The sequence below is a fragment of the Alkalicoccus daliensis genome (assembly GCF_900103955.1).
Lineage (GTDB): Bacteria > Bacillota > Bacilli > Bacillales > Salisediminibacteriaceae > Alkalicoccus > Alkalicoccus daliensis.
In genome coordinates, this window is the sequence record NZ_FNIL01000001.1 from 302,701 (window position 1) to 320,410 (window position 17,710).

Sequence of the window (17,710 nt, forward strand, 5' to 3'; positions counted from 1 at the left end):
TTTTCCGATAGTAAAGTTAGGAGTGAAAAGAAGTGAAAAAGAGTATTTCCGAAATAAAAGAAACACTGCTGAATACAAAAACAGAATCAGAAAAGATAAAGGAACTGCGGCAGGATCAGCGAAAAGGTGTGCAGCAGCTGCTGCAATCCTGGGATAGAAAAATGGAGTTTCAAAAAAGGCAGGAAGAAGAATGGGAAAGAATGCTTTCTTATGAAAGAGCATTAAAAAACAAAGGAAAATTTCAAATTGCCGGAATTGATGAAGTAGGACGGGGGCCGCTTGCAGGACCTGTGACAGCGGCAGCGGTTATTCTTCCTGATAATTTTTATGCGCCTGGGTTAAATGACTCGAAAAAATTATCAGAAGTAAATCGAAATAAATATTACAGCTTAATTACTGCGGAAGCTGCTGTAGGCATCGGTGAAGCAAGTGCAGAAGAAATAGATGAAATTAATATATATGAAGCGACTAAACTAGCGATGTTAAGAGCGATTGATTCACTGGGGCAGCAGTGTGATGCACTGTTAATTGATGCGATGACACTCCCGGTAGAAACAGAACAGATTTCTATTATTAAAGGAGATGCAAATTCAATATCTATAGCTGCTGCTTCCATAGTTGCAAAAGTACATAGAGATACTTATATGAAAAAGCTGCACGAGCAATATCCTGAATATGGGTTTCGTGCAAACGCAGGTTATGGGACAAAAGAGCATTTAACAGGCTTAAAAAAACACGGTCCGATAAAGGAGCATAGGAAAAGTTTTGCCCCTGTGAAAATATATTTAGAAGAGTAGGAGTTTTCTGGATGCAGACAAAAATATTAAACTCTTTCATAAATCGCATTGATCCTTCCAGTACTGCTTCCATCCAGCTGAAGCCGGGGCAGATATTTCACGGAAAAATCACTCAGTTATACACTGGTTCTCTGGCCAAACTGCAGGTAGGTCAGATGCAGTTAACAGCACAGCTGGAAGCGCAGCTGGAAAAAGGAGAAAAATACTGGTTCCGGGTGGCTCCTGGTGAAGGAATACCCCGCTTGAAAGTAATTGAAAATGTTTCTTCAGCCACTGCACAAAAGCATCAGAGCGTTCAGCAGATACTCCAGCAGATGGGGCTGCAAGTGAATAATCAAAATGAAAAAATGATTCAGTTTCTTTCTCAGCAGAATCTGCCTTTTACAAAGCAAAACGTTATAAATGCCGCACCGCTTTTATTAAATTCTCCACTGCCCGAAAAAGATACGCTGCAGCTTCTATCCTCAATGATGCAAAGACAGCTTCCTATCAGCAGAGATTCTTTTCATGCACTTGCATCGCTTCAAAATCAGCTTCCATTGGCAGAAGCAATGAATCAATTAGCAGGAGCACTGCGTGCAAATAATATTCCCGGGACAATGCACCTGCAGCAGCAGCTCACTTCGTTGCAGCAGACAGGGCAAGGGAACGCTCCTGCTCAGCTGAAAGAAATAATGCAGTTTATATCAGGAAGTAATACAGAAGCTAGAGAACAAATGGTGCAGGTTCTTCAAAGGCTCGGAATTACGAATCAAAATACTTTTAATGAATTGATACAGCAATTTAAAGATGGATTATTAAAACAGGAAAACTTTTCAGTGATAAAAGATATATTTCCTGGAGCACTGCAAAGGAATGGAGGAAGTATATCTATTCAGCAGCTGAGTCCATTACAGGTTTTTGACCACTTTATAAAACATCTTCAGCTTCCGTCTGCGAATTCAGCTTTACAGTTACTACAGCTTTTGGGTGTAAAAGATCCGCCTCAGGCAATGCAGAGCTTACAGAATTTTTCTCGGGAGGCAGTTCCAGAAAATTTCCGTGGCTTTGAGAATGCATTAAAAGCTGTTGCAGTTCCAGTAACAGATACGGGAGGTGCGACCTCTGTGAGGTCCTCTGAACAATTGCATCCTCTCCGTGTGTTAATGCAGCAGCTGGGATTAAACTATGAAAGTTCAGTGCGTTCAATGCTCCAGAATGGAAGTCAGCAGGAAGCTCAGCAGGCCGCGTCCTTAAAAGCAAATTTATTAAATATGCTCCAGAATACCCAGCTGCCTCAAGGGATAAAAGAGCAGGCGGATTTTTTATTGAACCGAATTACAGGAATGCAGATAGTAAACCAGGAGCAGCAGGGACCGCTTCAGCATCTGCTGATTCAGCTCCCAATTGCCTCATTTGATAAATTTCAGGACATAACAATCCAGTGGTCGGGGAAGGAAAATGCCGAAGGGACTATGGATGAGAACCACTGCAGAATTTTATTTTACCTGCATCTGGAAAATTTAAAAGAGTTAGTAATAGATGTACAAATTCAAAACAGGATTGTTACTGTGAATGTATTTAATGAGAATAAAAAACCTGTGTCTGTGGAAAAAGTGTGGGGACCGATTCTTACCGAGAAGCTGCTGGATATGAATTACCACCTATCCAGCATACAGTGGAAACTACCCCGTGAAGAACTTATTAAAGAACCGGTAAACAGCCAGATACAGTCCACAGACTATAAGCCTTATAAGGGAGTGGATTACAGAATATGAGCTACAAAGCAAATCCTTACTTAAACAAGAAAGCAATTGCTCTTGGGTATGAAGCAGGGACAGATGCAGCCCCGAAAGTTAAAGCGAAAGGAAAAGGATATGTAGCAGAAGAAATAGTTGCCCGGGCGAAAGCAGCAGAGATTCCACTGCAGGAAGATTCATCATTAGTAGAGCTTCTGTCACAGCTGGAAGTTAATGAAAAAATACCTGATAACTTATATGAAGTTGTAGCAGAGATTTTTGCATTCATATATAAAGTGGATAAGGAGCAGCAGAATTCTGGAAAATGAAATTCCGGTTTTATTATGTTTTTCCTGCATAAAGATAGAAATTTTTTCAGGTAAGTTGATAATCTAAAATATAACTCGTATTTCGCGCTTATAAACGAGAGAAAGAAATTTCTATCAGAAATGTATTAAGACGCTCTGCTCTCTAGGGTGAGTTTCGGAGGAGGCCTCTCTCAGCTGATCGGCCTTCGGAAGCCGGGTCTTCAAATCACCCTAGTTTCTAAAAAGGATTCGGCCGGTTTCCGCGTTATTCTACCTTTTTGAAACAAAAGAAAGATGCCCAACTATCACAAACTCATTTTAGAGTTTAAAATGAAGACTAGAAGGTTTAACTCCCTTCGGAAAATAATTGTGAAGACCAGAGGTTCGTTTGGGTCTTGAGCGGATCTTCCAGCAGGAGTGAAGCCAGCTGTGCTCAACTTTTTTAATAAATGAATCATCTGCTGCTGTATTATTATACAGGAAAGCAGCACCGTAAACTTCTGGTGCCCCTCACATATAAGCAGCGCTTAAAAATATTTCCTATATTAAATACAAGGGATTTCACTTCTGCTGAAAGCAATTCGCTTAAGGAAATTTAAGTTGAGTTCATACGTTTTCCTGGTAAATCGCTTGCTGATAAAAATAAGAAATGAAAGAATTTCTAATTTTTTTTGCTTTTCAGTACATAATCCAGCTCATCTATTGTAAAATAGTAATTGTGTGAAATAGATCGCACAGTCAAATGTTCTAATTCACTCATGAGCTGAACAGCTCAAATCAGAGTAGCAGTAACTCAAGTAAGGAGGATGGCTATGAATATCCATGAGTATCAAGGTAAAGAAATATTAAGAGACTATGGTGTTGCTGTCCCTAATGGTAAGGTTGCATATACTCGACAAGAAGCAGTAGATGCAGCAAAATCTTTAGGTACAGATGTAACCGTTGTCAAAGCACAAATCCACGCAGGTGGACGAGGAAATGCAGGCGGAGTTAAAATCGCTAAAAATCTGGATGATGTACGTACATATGCGGAGGAGATTTTGGGAAAAACTCTCGTGACGCACCAGACAGGTCCAGAAGGTAAAGAAGTAAAGCGTCTTCTTATTGAAGAAGGGTGCGATATTAAAGATGAGTACTATGTTGGCCTCGTAGTAGACCGTGACACTTCAAGGATCGTTATGATGGGATCTGAAGAAGGCGGGACAGAAATTGAGGAAGTAGCAGCAAAGACTCCTGAGAAAATTTTTAAAGAAGTCATTGATCCGGTAACTGGATTAATGCCTTATCAGGCGCGTCGCCTAGCGTTTAACATGAACATTCCAAAAGAACTGGTAGGAAAAACTGTGAAGTTCATGCTTGGGCTTTATAAAGCATTCGAAGAAAAAGACTGTTCTATTGCAGAAATCAACCCGCTTGTTACGACAGGTGATGGAAATGTTATGGCACTGGATGCGAAAATGAACTTTGATTCCAATGCTCTTTATCGTCAAAAGAACGTGCTGGAACTGCGTGATCTCGATGAAGAAGATGAAAAGGAAATTGAAGCTTCTAAGTACGATCTCAGCTATATTTCACTCGACGGAAACATCGGATGCATGGTAAACGGAGCAGGACTTGCTATGGCTACGATGGATATTATCAAGCATTACGAAGGTGATCCGGCGAACTTCCTCGATGTTGGGGGCGGTGCTACAGCTGAAAAGGTAACAGAAGCTTTTAAAATCATTCTTTCTGATAAAAGTGTAAAAGGTATCTATGTTAATATTTTCGGCGGTATTATGAAATGCGATATTATCGCAGAAGGTATCGTAGAAGCTACAAAGCAAATGGGACTTGAACTGCCGCTGGTAGTTCGTCTTGAAGGTACGAATGTAGAACTCGGTAAAAAGATCCTTGATGAGTCCGGCTTAAACATTACCTCTGCAGATTCTATGGCAGACGGCGCGGAAAAAATTGTGTCGGCAGTAAGAAAGGCGGGATAAAGAATGAGTATCTTATTAAACAAAGACACGAAGGTGATTGTACAGGGAATCACTGGTGCTACAGGTTTGTTCCACACAAAGCAGGCAGTGGAATATGGAACAAAAGTAGTTGGAGGCGTGACGCCTGGTAAAGGCGGGACGGAAATTGAAGGAATCCCAGTATTTAATACTGTAGAAGAAGCGATAAAACAAACTGGTGCAAATGCTTCCGTGGTTTACGTTCCACCACCGTTTGCAGCAGATGCTATCATGGAAGCTGCAGATGCAGGAATCGAGCTTGTAATTACTATTACAGAAGGTATTCCTGTTATCGATATGATTAAAGTCCGCAGATTTCTTGAAGATAAGGAAACTCGTTTAATTGGACCAAACTGTCCTGGAGTAATTACTCCGGACGAATGTAAAATTGGTATCATGCCAGGCTATATCCACAAAAAAGGTCATGTAGGCGTAGTTTCAAGATCAGGAACACTTACCTACGAAGCTGTGCATCAGCTTTCGACTGAAGGAATTGGCCAGTCTACGGCAGTTGGTATCGGGGGAGACCCTGTAAATGGAACGAATTTCATCGATGTGCTGCGTTTATTTAATGAAGATCCGGATACTTATGCAGTGATTATGATCGGTGAAATTGGTGGAACTGCAGAAGAAGAAGCTGCAGAATGGATCAAGGAAAATATGACAAAGCCCGTGGTAGGATTTATCGGTGGTAAAACTGCACCTCCTGGAAAGCGTATGGGGCACGCAGGTGCGATTATTTCCGGCGGGAAAGGTACGGCTGATGAAAAGATTAAATCTCTTAACAGCGCAGGTGTACAAGTAGCAGATACTCCTGCAGTAATGGGAGAGACGTTAATCTCTGTACTGAAAGAAAAAGGTATTTATGAAAAGTGTGTTACACACGCGGTAAATTAACCGCTACAGTAAGTTTTGAGTGTGTGAAAAAGGAGTAATCCTTTTTCACATGCTTTTTTTTGTTTTAAGCACGCGTGCAACTGTTTATAAATTGGCAATCTTTAAGTCTGATGTCGTTATAAAAAGGGTAGCCTTCAGTTTATTTTTCTTCGCTTGCTTGGAGAAATCCTTGGGCTATCCCTTATAGATAAGCAAGGGTCCGCGCAGCCAAGCTAAGCAAGACAGAAATAACGTTTTTCCAGGATATAAGTTCCCGGCTGGCTTCCCGCCCCGCTTTACGAGTTCGTCTGCAGATCGAGACGAACCATCGATCTTCACGCTTTCTTTTTCCGGAGGCGTTTTGAAACCAGCCTTGTCTTCACTTTTTTGTTGAGATAAAAATTTATAAAAGAAGGAATCACTAGCTTTAGTTTTTTTAAAGGGATAAACGAAGCTGAAACGTAAGGCGTCAACCCGGGAAGTTCCTGCAGCACAGGGAGGGAGCAGGGGAAATCGTCCTCTTCAGGTCTGAAACAGTGTAGTTTAGTATCAACAATAAACATTAAAATAGACCTTGATGCGATATAAAACTGCGCTGGGAAAGATGAAAATTAACATTGCTGCGTAACGAAGGAGAGGACGCACCAGTACAGTTCGAAAATTTAAGTAACCTTCCGGAAGGGCACGGAGCACGAGCGGAATCGATCCTGGTTCTTAAAGAGTGCATTGTGATCTCTGCCCTGCTGTCTGTAATTTTATAGAATCCGTCTCCTGTTAGGGGAATTAGTCGAGAACAAACCCTTGGGCAGGCTTTTCCGAAAGTAAAGCAGCGTTATTACTTTTTTTTCGACAAAACTTTTATTTTCAAAACAGCCAACAATTTAAAAAGCTGAATCAAGATGTCATAAAAAAATTATTAATATTGAGGGGGATATATAATGGAGAATTTATTAAGAAAAAGATTATTAGTACTGCATTACTATTCAAAAGGAAACAGCAGATTGATAGAAAAATTATTAAGTTATGATCCGAATTTAACCGCCTGGTTTGAAGAACCCGTTGATAAGCTGGCTTCTTTTTTTCCGGGGAATTATCAATCAATATATCAGCTTCTGCAGAAAGTAAGAAAGCAGACTGCAGAGGAAGTAATTAAAATAATTAAGAAATCGGGAGGTAGTATTCTTACGAAGGTGGATGAAAACTATCCTCTCCAGTTAAAACATCTGCATACTCCGCCTTCAGTTATATATATGAAAGGTAACATTTCATTACTAAAGGAAAATAATTTATTAGGAGTAGTAGGTGCAAGAGTTCCAACCTCAAAAATAAATACAGAGCTCGAAGAATTAATTGCGCCTTTAGTATCTAAAAATATTGTAATAGTGAGCGGGATGGCAGCAGGAGTAGATGCAGCAGCCCATAAAACAGCGATAGCAGCAGGAGGAAAAACTATTGCAGTGCTTGCCTTTGGAACGGATCAGCTGTACCCTTCATCAAACAGACTGTTAAAACAGGAGCTTGAAGAAAAACAATTATTAATTTCTGAGTATCCCCCGTATGTCAAACCTCAGAAATGGCACTTTCCGGAACGTAACAGATTAATCAGCGGTTTAAGTAAAGGAGTTCTGGTGGTGGAGGCAAAAAAAAGAAGTGGATCTTTAATTACTGCAGAAACAGCATTGGAGCAGGGAAAAGATGTTTATGCAGTGCCAGGCAGAATATCTGATCCTCTATCTGAAGGAACAAATCGGTTAATTCAGGATGGTGCAAAACTGATTTTAAGTGCGGAAGACCTGCTTGAAGAGTTCAGGGAAGTGAGTAATTTCTGAAAAGTCGTTTGACAAATCAAGAGAGAGTGTTTAATAATAGGGGAGATTCTTATAGTTGTAAATAAGGGAGGAGCGACACCTTATGTCGGATTATTTAGTGATCGTAGAATCCCCCGCTAAAGCGAAAACAATTGGAAAATATTTAGGTAAAAAATATGTCGTTAAAGCATCGATGGGACATGTCATCGACTTGCCAAAAAGTCAAATGGGTGTAGACGTAGAAAATGAATTCTCTCCTAAGTATATTACGATTCGCGGGAAAGGACCGATTCTAAAAGAACTTAAACAAGCTGCGAAAAAAGCAAAAAAGGTTTATCTTGCTGCCGACCCCGACAGAGAAGGGGAAGCAATTGCCTGGCACTTAGCTGACAGCTTGAATATCGAAAAAAATTCCAAATGTCGGGTTGTTTTTAATGAAATTACTAAACAGGCAATCAAAGATTCGTTTAAACATCCCAGAGAAATTAATATCAATCTGGTGGATGCCCAGCAGGCGCGCAGAGTCCTTGACAGGCTGGTAGGCTACAATATCAGTCCGCTTTTATGGAAAAAAGTGAAAAAGGGTTTAAGTGCAGGACGGGTACAGTCAGTTGCTGTGAAAATGATCATCGACCGGGAAAATGAAATTCTGGCTTTTGAACCGGTGGAATATTGGTCTATTACTGCGCAGTTAGAAAAAGATGGAATGGAATTTGAAGCGAAATTTACTGGCGTAAATGGGAAAAAGCAGGAATTGGGTACAGAAGAAGAAGTTAACGCTGTGCTTTCCCAGATGAATGGAAAAGCTTTTGAAGTTGATGCCGTAAAAAAACGTGAAAGAAAAAGAAATCCTGTTGTTCCTTTCACAACATCTTCTTTGCAGCAGGAAGCAGCCAGAAAGCTCAATTTCAGAGCAAAGAAAACAATGATGCTCGCTCAGCAGCTTTATGAAGGGATCGATATAGGAAAATCAGGCACAACTGGTCTGATTACTTATATGCGGACGGATTCCACGCGGATTTCTGATACTGCTAAAAATGAAACGTATGATTATATTGTTGATCATTATGGTAAAGAATTTACAGGAGCAGAAAATAAGCCAAAGCAGAAACAATCTACTAATTCCCAGGACGCACACGAAGCTGTTCGTCCAACCAGCGTAATAAACGATCCTAAAACAATAAAACAATATTTATCGAGAGATCAATATCGTTTGTATAAATTAATTTGGGAGCGGTTGGTTGCAAGTCAAATGGCACCAGCTGTCATGGACACGATGTCAGTCGATATGTCCAATAACGGTGTGCAGTTCCGGGCTACCGGCTCCAAGCTGAAATTTGCCGGTTTCATGAAAGTATATATTGAAGGTACGGATGATGGAAAAGAAGAAAAAGATAAGCTTCTTCCTGAATTAACAGAAGGGGAAGAAACAAAGGCGAAAACAATAGATCCTAATCAGCACTTTACACAGCCGCCACCGCGGTATACTGAAGCAAGACTTGTAAGAACTCTTGAAGAATTAGGGATCGGAAGACCTTCAACATTTGCGCCTACACTTGATACGATTCAGCGCAGAGGATATGTAGCTTTGGAAGATAAGCGTTTTGTTCCGACGGAGCTCGGGACAATAGTTTTAGAATTAATAGAAGAATTTTTCCCGGAAATTTTGAACGTGGAATTTACTGCTACGATGGAATCCAATTTGGATGCTATTGAAGATGGTGAACAGTCATGGGTTAAAATTATCGATGAATTTTATGGGGATTTTGAAAAAAGACTGAGAACTGCTGAAGAAGAAATGAAAGAAGTAGAAATCAAAGATGAGCCTGCAGGCGAAGACTGTGAAAAATGCGGGAATGAAATGGTTTACAAAATGGGCCGCTACGGGAAATTTATGGCATGCTCGAATTTTCCAGAGTGCAGAAATACAAAAGCGATCGTTAAAGATATCGGGGTTCCTTGTCCGAAATGCACTAAGGGCAATGTTGTAGAGAGAAAGAGTAAAAAAAGAAGGATTTTCTACGGCTGCGACCGTTACCCGGATTGTGACTTTATTTCATGGGATAAACCTATAAGCAGACCCTGTCCAAAATGCGAAAATCTGCTGGTAGAAAAGAAAAGTAAAAAAGGTACACACGTAAGCTGTACTGAATGTGACTATAAAGAAGATGTAAATTAATAAAGCGTAGCCGTCTACTTTTTATATAGACGGCTTCTTATTATGTGATTATCCTGCATTCATTCAGCAAAGTTAGAACAGCGTCTGAAATTCATGAAATGTTTTAGAATGTAAAAGTAGTAAAGAAAAACTCAGGCAGATAGCAAGAAATCTTATTCATACTCCATTATAATAAAGATACGATGAAATATAGAGGAGTAAGGAGAATCAATTCAGAATTTTGTGAAAAAATTGTAAAGTTTATTGAAATGGGTTACAAAGATATGATACTATTTAGTAGCTCTAATTGACTCCAACAAGAACTTCCTGAGGGATTATTAAATAAAATAAATTATGCTCAAGATCGATTCAGGTATTTTAATTACTCATGATACTATTAGGTGAATCTTATCTGCTTATTAAACTGTGTAATTTCTACAATAATTCTAATTGAGCTTTTCAAAAGGAGCCTTCCTTAATGAGTCATGAACTGGATGCTTTCATTACGTATCTCAGAATTGAAAAAAAAGCTTCTTCCTATACAGTCGATAATTATAAGCGTGATATTGAAGAATTTTTTCAATACACAGAGCAGCGATGGAAACTTTCTGCCGCTGCAGTTTCGTATGTACATATACGAGAGTATTTAACTGAGCTTTATGCAAATGAACTCGCCAGAACCACGGTGTCGCGGAAATTATCTTCTTTACGTTCGTTTTACAGGTATTTACTTAGGGAAGAGAAAATAGTGGCAAATCCTGTAGCGTTAATTCATGCTCCTAAGCAGGGAAGAAAACTGCCCTCTTTTTTTTATGAGGAAGAGCTTTCAGCGCTTTTTGAATCAGTAAACACCTCCACTCCATTAGGAAAGCGCAATTTAGCTTTACTGGAGATATTTTATGCAACCGGTATTCGGGTGGGAGAGTGCGTAAAGCTTGATGTACGGGATTTCGATAAGCAGCTGGAAACACTTCTGGTGCAGGGTAAAGGCGGAAAAGAGAGATATGTTCCGGTAGGAAGTTTTGCGGCAGAAGCTTTAAATATTTATTTAGAGGCAGTAAGACCTGAATTGAATCCTGCTGATGATGCCCTTTTTTTAAATTATGCAGGAAAAAGACTATCGGCAAGGGGTATTCAAAAAGCGTTAAATAAAATAGCGGAAGAAGGCTCTATGAAAGCAAGAATGAGCCCGCATGTTCTTAGACATACTTTTGCTACTCATTTATTAAATGAGGGAGCCGATCTTCGGACAGTGCAGGAACTTCTTGGACACAGCGATCTTTCAGCTACCCAAATTTATACGCACGTTACAAAGGACAGGCTGAGGGAAGTTTATAGGAGCAGCCACCCGCGAGCTTGATCAATAGAAAGGAGCTTTTCTGTGGAAGCAATAAAAGGCACAACAATATTTGCGGTCCGCCACAATGGAGAGTCTGCTATGGCCGGCGACGGACAAGTGACTTTTGGAAATGCAGTGGTAATGAAACATTCTGCACGGAAAGTACGTAGACTATACCGGGGAAGTGTAGTAGCCGGGTTTGCCGGTTCTGTGGCAGATGCATTTACGTTATATGAAAAATTTGAAACGAAGCTGGAAGAATACAGTGGTAATCTTCAAAGAGCTGCCGTAGAACTCGCTAAAGAGTGGCGGAGTGATCAAGTACTCAGAAAATTAGAAGCTATGCTGATCGTAATGGATAAGTCCTCTATCTACCTGATCGCTGGTACGGGAGAAGTGATCGAACCGGATGATGGCATCATTGCAATAGGATCCGGCGGCAACTATGCACTGGCAGCAGGACGGGCGATGACAGAACACGCGAAACACCTTACTGCAGCAGAATTGGCTGAAGCAAGCTTGAAAACTGCAGCAGACCTTTGCGTTTATACCAACCATCATATAATCGTAGAAACAATTGACAATTAGTCAAGGAGGAATTAGCATGAGCAGTTCATTGACTCCAGCACAAATAGTTGACCGGCTGGATCAGACTATCGTCGGTCAAAAGCAAGCGAAGAGATCTGTAGCGGTTGCTTTAAGGAATCGGTACAGACGAAGCAGACTGGATGATTCTTTAAAAGAAGAAATTACTCCGAAGAATATTTTAATGATAGGACCTACGGGGGTAGGGAAAACTGAAATTGCCAGACGACTTGCCAAGCTGGTGGGGGCTCCTTTTATAAAAGTGGAAGCCACAAAATTCACTGAGGTAGGTTACGTGGGAAGAGATGTAGAATCTATGATTCGTGACCTTGTGGAAACCTCTGTAAGGCTCGTTCAGGAAGAAAAGAAAAATCGAGTAAAAGATAAGGCGGCAAAACTCGCAGAGCAGAGATTAGTGGAACTGCTTCATCCGAAAAAGAAAAAATCTAAGAATTCCAATAACAATTATCGAAACCCGTTAGAAATGTTTTTTCAGGAACAGGCAGAAGAGGAGGAAGAGTCTGAAGTTGAAAATAACGCTCAGGATGAATCCTATCGGGAAGCAAGAAAAAGAATCCAAGAAAAATTAAACAGCGGAGAAATGGAAGATGAAACTGTAACACTTACAGTAGAAGAACAGGGAAAAAACTTCATGGACATGTTCCAGGGCGGCGGCATGGACCAAATGGGAATGAACATGCAGGATATGTTTGGAAGCATGATGCCGAAGCAGAAAAAAGAAAGATCCCTGCCAGTAAAAGAAGCAAGAAAAGTTCTAACAGAACAGGAAGCTGAAAAACTGATTAATATGGAAGAAGTAACCCAGGAAGCGATTGATCGTGCTGAGCAGCTCGGAATCATTTTTATAGATGAAATTGACAAGGTGGCAGGCAAAAGCCAGCAGTCTGCGGATGTTTCAAGAGAAGGAGTGCAGCGGGATATTCTTCCTATAATTGAAGGGTCAACTGTTGTAACAAAACATGGAGCTGTAAAAACGGACCATATGCTGTTTATAGGAGCAGGTGCATTTCATTTTTCCAAGCCTTCAGATTTAATTCCTGAACTTCAGGGAAGACTTCCTATAAGGGTGGAACTCGACTCCCTCGGAGTGGAAGATTTTGTTAACATTCTCACACAGCCCAAATATGCGCTCTTAAAACAATATGAAGCAATGTTGGGTGTGGAAGGAATTCAATTGAATTTTGAACCTGAAGCAGTTCGGAAAATCGCTGAAATTGCAGCTGAAGTTAATGATAATACCGAGAATATAGGAGCACGCCGTCTGCATACAATTATGGAAAGATTGTTAGAAGACCTTTCCTTCGAAGCTACTGAAATCACGATGGAAACTGTAGCAATTACAGCGAATTATGTGGAAGAAAAATTAGCAGATGTAGCAAAAAATAGAGATGTTAGTCAGTATATATTATAAAACAATGGAGGAATTCAGAAATGAATCTATTATCAAAAACAAGAAAGATTAACGAACTACTGCAAAAAAGCGGGGGCCAGTCAGTCAACTTTAAAGAAATGGCTGCCACACTGCGTGATGTAATTGAAGCGAATACTTTTATTTTGAGCCGCAGAGGGAAATTACTGGGATACTCTATTAAGCAGGAAATTGAGAACCAGAGAATGAAGTCTATTCTCGAAGAAAGACAGTTCCCGGAGGAGTATACGAGCGGGTTATTTAATATTAATGAAACTTCTTCTAATATCGATATCAATAGTGATTATACCGCGTTTCCTGTGGAAAACCGGGATCTATTTAAAAATGGATTAACAACTATAGTCCCTATTCAGGGAGGCGGTCAGCGTCTGGGAACTCTTATTTTAGCGAGATTGGATGATTCTTTTGATGAAGATGATTTAATTTTGGCTGAGTACGGTTCTACCGTGGTGGGTATGGAAATTCTTCACGAAAAAGCAGAAGAGATTGAGCAGGAAGCGAGAAGCAAAGCAGTAGTACAGATGGCGATCAGTTCCCTTTCCTACAGCGAACTCGAAGCAGTAGATCATATTTTTCAGGAGTTAGATGGCAATGAAGGTCTGCTGGTAGCAAGTAAAATTGCAGACAGAGTCGGAATTACGAGATCCGTTATTGTAAACGCCCTTCGTAAGCTGGAAAGCGCTGGAGTAATAGAATCGCGGTCTCTTGGTATGAAAGGAACTTATATAAAAGTATTAAATGATAAGTTTCTTCATGAGCTGAAAAAACACAAAAATTAATATAGGAATAAAATTTCAGATTGCTGCATTAAAAACTGTAAGATAAGAACCCGATTATTAATAATTAACATTATTGATTTTTCTGCATACAAATTATTATAATAAATTGCCGCAGCAGCTACTGAACTGGATTGATATTAATGATGGTAATAGATTAAGCAGTTTAAATTAATATTTTAAAACCTGGCAGAAATATTCTGCCAGGTTTTTCTATGCTTTTCACCCTTTTTGATTTAAAAATAAGCAGGATGAATCTATATATGTAGATAAACACAATAAATCTCCCATAACATTCATTATTTGAATATTAAAAAATTAACAGAGTTCAATAGATTCTTGGAGGTGCATGTAAAAATAGCTATCGTGAAATTTGTCGAAAAAAGTTAATGTTTTGCGGCGAAATTCAAAATATAAAGGACATGCAGTCTCTCCATTTCTTATTTTAGAGAATCGGCAGCGTCTGGAAAGTTTGTATTTAGATAGTCTGAAAAAAGATTTACCAATTCTATATCTATTTTAATTCTTTTTTAGTATCCGAGATTTGTCTTTACAGAGCAGCTTTATATATGAGCCAACAGCTCTAATAGAGGGAATACAGGCTTACTGTATATTTTCCCGAAGACTGGACTAATAGGATTTCAGGCTGGTTTTAAAAAGAATAACTGTCGTTTGATTTAAGAAATCCTCTTCATAGAATTCAAGTAATATTAAATTAACGTACAGCTGATTAAAAAATTCACAAAAAATTATTGGAAATTTTGTCGATATTTATACCGTAAATTTCTGGATTGTGATAAGGTGCTAATAGAAATACATTCCTCGTATATAAATTTTACTAGGAAATGGGACTTAGTCTAAACAAAACAGGGACTTTTACCTTGATATTATATATTTCTCCAAAAAACTTAGACAAAAGTCATACTTTTTTATAAGATGTAGTTAATGAACTCGTACACTTGTACCGTAAGAGAGGAGACCTCGATGAATTTAATTAATAATGAACGTATGAATTTACTGGAACAATCGCTGAATGCTGCGGTGAGTCGTCAAAATACGACTGCTTCAAATATTGCCAATGCAGATACTCCGGGGTATAAAGCGCAGAAAACAATTTTCCAGCATCAGCTTGAAGCAGCATCTAATCAGTTAAATGCACATCGCACAAATGAAAAGCATATTCAATTTTCCGGTGGATCAAATAATGGTGAACCTACAGTAATTCAAAAAAATAACACAATGTATAATCATAATGAAAATAATGTGGACATCGATCACGAGATGAGTGAGATGGCCAAAAATCAAATTTATTATAATTCATTAATAGAGCGATTGAATGGCTCATTTAATTCTATAAGAACAGCTCTAGGCTCTGGGAGGTAATTAAAATGTCTATGTTTCACGGTATGAACATCAGTGCTTCAGGTTTAACTTCACAGAGACTTCGGATGGACGTTACTTCAGCAAATATGGCAAATGCAGATACTACGAGAGGTACCATGGTTAATGGAGAGTGGCAGCCCTACCGCAGAAAGCTGGTCCATATGAAAGCAGATAATAACGAAGCAGGAAAATTTCAACATCACATGCAGAAAGCAAAAGAGGTAACACAGGCAGGTCAAGGTGTTCACGTTAGTGAAATTATTGATGACAATAGTCCTTTCCGGCAGGTGTATCAACCGGAGCACCCTGATGCAAATGAAGAAGGATATGTAGAAATGCCAAATGTAGATCCTTTAAAGGAAATGATTGATTTAATGAGTGCAACGCGCTCATATGAGGCGAACATCACAACCCTGGATGCTCACAAAAGTATGCTGATGAGAGCACTGGAAATTGGAAGATAATAAATATAGAGGGAGAGAATGCTCGTGGCAATCGATCAAATAGCCAACATGCAGTCATTAATGGCCAAACCGAATTACAGAGCGAGTCTGGAAACCAGTCCTGCGGAAGCGCAGCAGTCATTTAAGACCTGGCTGAATGAAGCGGTGGAAGGAGTTAATAACACGCGTATAGATTCTGAAAATATGACCCAGGCGATGGCTCGGGGAGAACAAGTGGATCTGCATGAAGTTATGATCTCCGCGCAAAAAGCTTCTATTACGCTGGAGACCACGATAGAAGTTCGTAATAAAGTAATTGAAGCTTATCAGGAAATCATGAGAATGCAGGTATAATTTTTTTATAAGGACATACTTCTGGCTTATACCCTATATATCGGTAATATACCCGGATGTTTAAAGGGGTAAACATTTTTTTTAATATCAGCTGGAAATTGTTTTAGTGGGAGGAAACATGAAAGATCAGATTACGAACTTTAAAAACAGCAGTATGAACTTCTGGCAGTCCAGAAGCAAAAATCAAAAGGGTCTGATATTTGGCGCATTTACTTTCGCTTTATTACTTATTATAACTTTTTCCTGGTTGGGTTCTCAGACGCATTATGTGCCGCTTTATACAAACATGACGATGCAGGAAGCTGGGGAAGTAAAAGAGACTCTGGACGCCAGAGGTATTGCCAACCAAGTGAGTGCAGACGGTACAACAATTTCTGTTCCTGAGAACGCTGTGGATGATTTAAAGGTTTCATTAGCTGCAGAAGGTATTCCACAGACAGGAAGAATAGATTACAGCACTTTCAGTGAAAATCTCGGTTTTGGAACTACCGAAAATGAATTCCAGTTATTGGAACGGGCAGCAATTCAGACTTCTTTGGAAGATTTGATTCGTAATATTGATGGGATAAGCAACGCCCAGGTAATGATTACACTGCCTGAAGAAAGCCCCTGGCTTGCAGAGGAACAAGATGCAGCAACAGCTTCAGTAATGGTGAACATACAGCCGGGTGCGTCGTTGGACGAGAATCAGGTTCGTTCCCTATACCATCTTGTAGCACAAAGTGTGCCGAATTTAACTACTGAAAATATTGTGATTACGGATCAGATGTCCCGATATCTCGAGTTCGAAGATAGTAATTCAATTGGCGGCACCCTGTCAGCTTATGAGCAGAACAGAGCAATTCAAAAAGATATTGAAAAAGATATTCAAAGAGATCTCCAGCAGATGCTGGGAACGATGATGGGCCAGAATAAAGTTGTCGTTGCCGTTTCTACTGATATTGATTTCACTCAAGAGAACAGACAGGAAGAATTAGTAGAACCAGTAGATGAAGAAACGAACGAAGGAATCGCGGTAAGCGTGGAGAGAATCACCGAAACATATGAAGGAATGGACATGGAAGAATTTGGAGTACCCGGTGCAGGGGAAGACGATATTCCTAACTTCCCGGGAATGCTCGGTGGAGGTGCTTATGGCGACTCCGAAAGAATTGAAGAAAGAATTAATAATGAAGTTAACAGAATATCTAGAGATATCGTTGAGAGTCCTTACCTTATCCGGGATATTGGCATCCAGGTAATGGTGGAGCCACCTGATCCTGAAGATGAGGCATCGCTGCCACAGGCAAGACTTGACGACATTCAGGCTATCATAGGCCAGGTAGTGAGAACCTCGATTGATGGAGAAATCACCGCTGAATGGGGAGAGGAAGAAATTGCAGAAAGAATTTATGTTTCCTCCCTGCCGTTTATGGGACAGGTTGAAATGGAAGAGCCCCCTTCCGGGATTCCATTCTGGTACTATATCGTTGGTGCATTAGTGTTAGTCGTAGGTTTTCTTATTTTTCTTCTTGTAAGAAAAGGTAAGGAGAGTGAAGAAGAGGAATTTGCGTTGGAAGAGCAGACACAAATTGAACTCCCTTCATTGAATGACACTCCAGATTCCGAGGAGAAAGCACGGAAAAGACAATTGGAGGAGCTTGCAAAAGACAAACCGGACCAATTTTCAAAATTAATAAGAACATGGTTGTCTGAAGATTAGGGGGTAAGAGTTT

General features: G+C 39.8%; 15 protein-coding genes. All 15 read left to right on the top strand.

Going from position 1 to position 17,710, the window contains the following annotated elements; translation table 11 throughout:
* Window positions 1-32 precede the first annotated feature (32 nt).
* The 15 genes from BLP92_RS01555 to fliF all read left to right on the top strand — a co-directional run bounded on the left by BLP92_RS01555 (window position 33) and on the right by fliF (window position 17,697).
* Window positions 33-797, top strand: coding sequence for a ribonuclease HII (locus tag BLP92_RS01555; RefSeq protein WP_090839916.1), 765 nt, complete (start codon window positions 33-35; stop codon window positions 795-797).
* An 11-nt stretch (window positions 798-808) separates the two neighbouring features.
* On the top strand, window positions 809-2,554 hold the full coding sequence (locus BLP92_RS01560) for a hypothetical protein (RefSeq protein ID WP_090839918.1): 1,746 nt from the start codon (window positions 809-811) through the stop codon (window positions 2,552-2,554).
* Window positions 2,551-2,844 (top strand): EscU/YscU/HrcU family type III secretion system export apparatus switch protein, encoded by a 294-nt coding sequence (locus BLP92_RS01565; protein WP_090839920.1) that lies wholly within the window; start codon window positions 2,551-2,553, stop codon window positions 2,842-2,844. Before BLP92_RS01560 ends, BLP92_RS01565 begins: the two co-directional genes overlap by 4 nt.
* A 791-nt stretch (window positions 2,845-3,635) precedes the next feature.
* Window positions 3,636-4,805, top strand: a complete 1,170-nt coding sequence (gene sucC / locus BLP92_RS01570) for an ADP-forming succinate--CoA ligase subunit beta (RefSeq protein ID WP_090839922.1) — start codon at window positions 3,636-3,638, stop codon at window positions 4,803-4,805.
* 3 nt (window positions 4,806-4,808) lie between these two features.
* Window positions 4,809-5,720 carry a succinate--CoA ligase subunit alpha gene (gene sucD, locus BLP92_RS01575; protein WP_090839924.1) on the top strand — a complete coding sequence of 304 codons (912 nt, stop codon included), beginning with the start codon at window positions 4,809-4,811 and terminating at the stop codon, window positions 5,718-5,720.
* A 917-nt stretch (window positions 5,721-6,637) separates the two neighbouring features.
* Window positions 6,638-7,528, top strand: a complete 891-nt coding sequence (dprA, locus tag BLP92_RS01580; protein ID WP_090839926.1) for a DNA-processing protein DprA — start codon at window positions 6,638-6,640, stop codon at window positions 7,526-7,528.
* Window positions 7,529-7,610: 82 nt separating this feature from the next.
* Window positions 7,611-9,686: a type I DNA topoisomerase gene (topA, locus tag BLP92_RS01585; protein ID WP_090839928.1), complete on the top strand. Its 2,076-nt coding sequence runs from the start codon at window positions 7,611-7,613 to the stop codon at window positions 9,684-9,686.
* 457 nt (window positions 9,687-10,143) lie between these two features.
* Window positions 10,144-11,025 (top strand): tyrosine recombinase XerC, encoded by an 882-nt coding sequence (gene xerC, locus BLP92_RS01590; protein ID WP_090839930.1) that lies wholly within the window; start codon window positions 10,144-10,146, stop codon window positions 11,023-11,025.
* A gap of 21 nt (window positions 11,026-11,046) precedes the next feature.
* Window positions 11,047-11,592, top strand: coding sequence for an ATP-dependent protease subunit HslV (gene hslV, locus BLP92_RS01595; protein ID WP_090839932.1), 546 nt, complete (start codon window positions 11,047-11,049; stop codon window positions 11,590-11,592).
* A gap of 16 nt (window positions 11,593-11,608) precedes the next feature.
* Window positions 11,609-13,021: an ATP-dependent protease ATPase subunit HslU gene (gene hslU / locus BLP92_RS01600; RefSeq protein WP_090839934.1), complete on the top strand. Its 1,413-nt coding sequence runs from the start codon at window positions 11,609-11,611 to the stop codon at window positions 13,019-13,021.
* 20 nt (window positions 13,022-13,041) lie between these two features.
* Window positions 13,042-13,818 carry a GTP-sensing pleiotropic transcriptional regulator CodY gene (codY, locus tag BLP92_RS01605; RefSeq protein WP_090839936.1) on the top strand — a complete coding sequence of 259 codons (777 nt, stop codon included), beginning with the start codon at window positions 13,042-13,044 and terminating at the stop codon, window positions 13,816-13,818.
* A gap of 981 nt (window positions 13,819-14,799) precedes the next feature.
* Window positions 14,800-15,198, top strand: a complete 399-nt coding sequence (gene flgB, locus BLP92_RS01610) for a flagellar basal body rod protein FlgB (RefSeq protein WP_090839938.1) — start codon at window positions 14,800-14,802, stop codon at window positions 15,196-15,198.
* Window positions 15,199-15,203: 5 nt separating this feature from the next.
* On the top strand, window positions 15,204-15,662 hold the full coding sequence (gene flgC, locus BLP92_RS01615; protein WP_090839939.1) for a flagellar basal body rod protein FlgC: 459 nt from the start codon (window positions 15,204-15,206) through the stop codon (window positions 15,660-15,662).
* A 48-nt stretch (window positions 15,663-15,710) separates the two neighbouring features.
* Window positions 15,711-15,995 (top strand): flagellar hook-basal body complex protein FliE, encoded by a 285-nt coding sequence (gene fliE / locus BLP92_RS01620; protein WP_244516646.1) that lies wholly within the window; start codon window positions 15,711-15,713, stop codon window positions 15,993-15,995.
* Window positions 15,996-16,113: 118 nt separating this feature from the next.
* Window positions 16,114-17,697 (top strand): flagellar basal-body MS-ring/collar protein FliF, encoded by a 1,584-nt coding sequence (gene fliF, locus BLP92_RS01625; protein WP_090839943.1) that lies wholly within the window; start codon window positions 16,114-16,116, stop codon window positions 17,695-17,697.
* The last annotated feature ends 13 nt before the right edge of the window (window positions 17,698-17,710 follow it).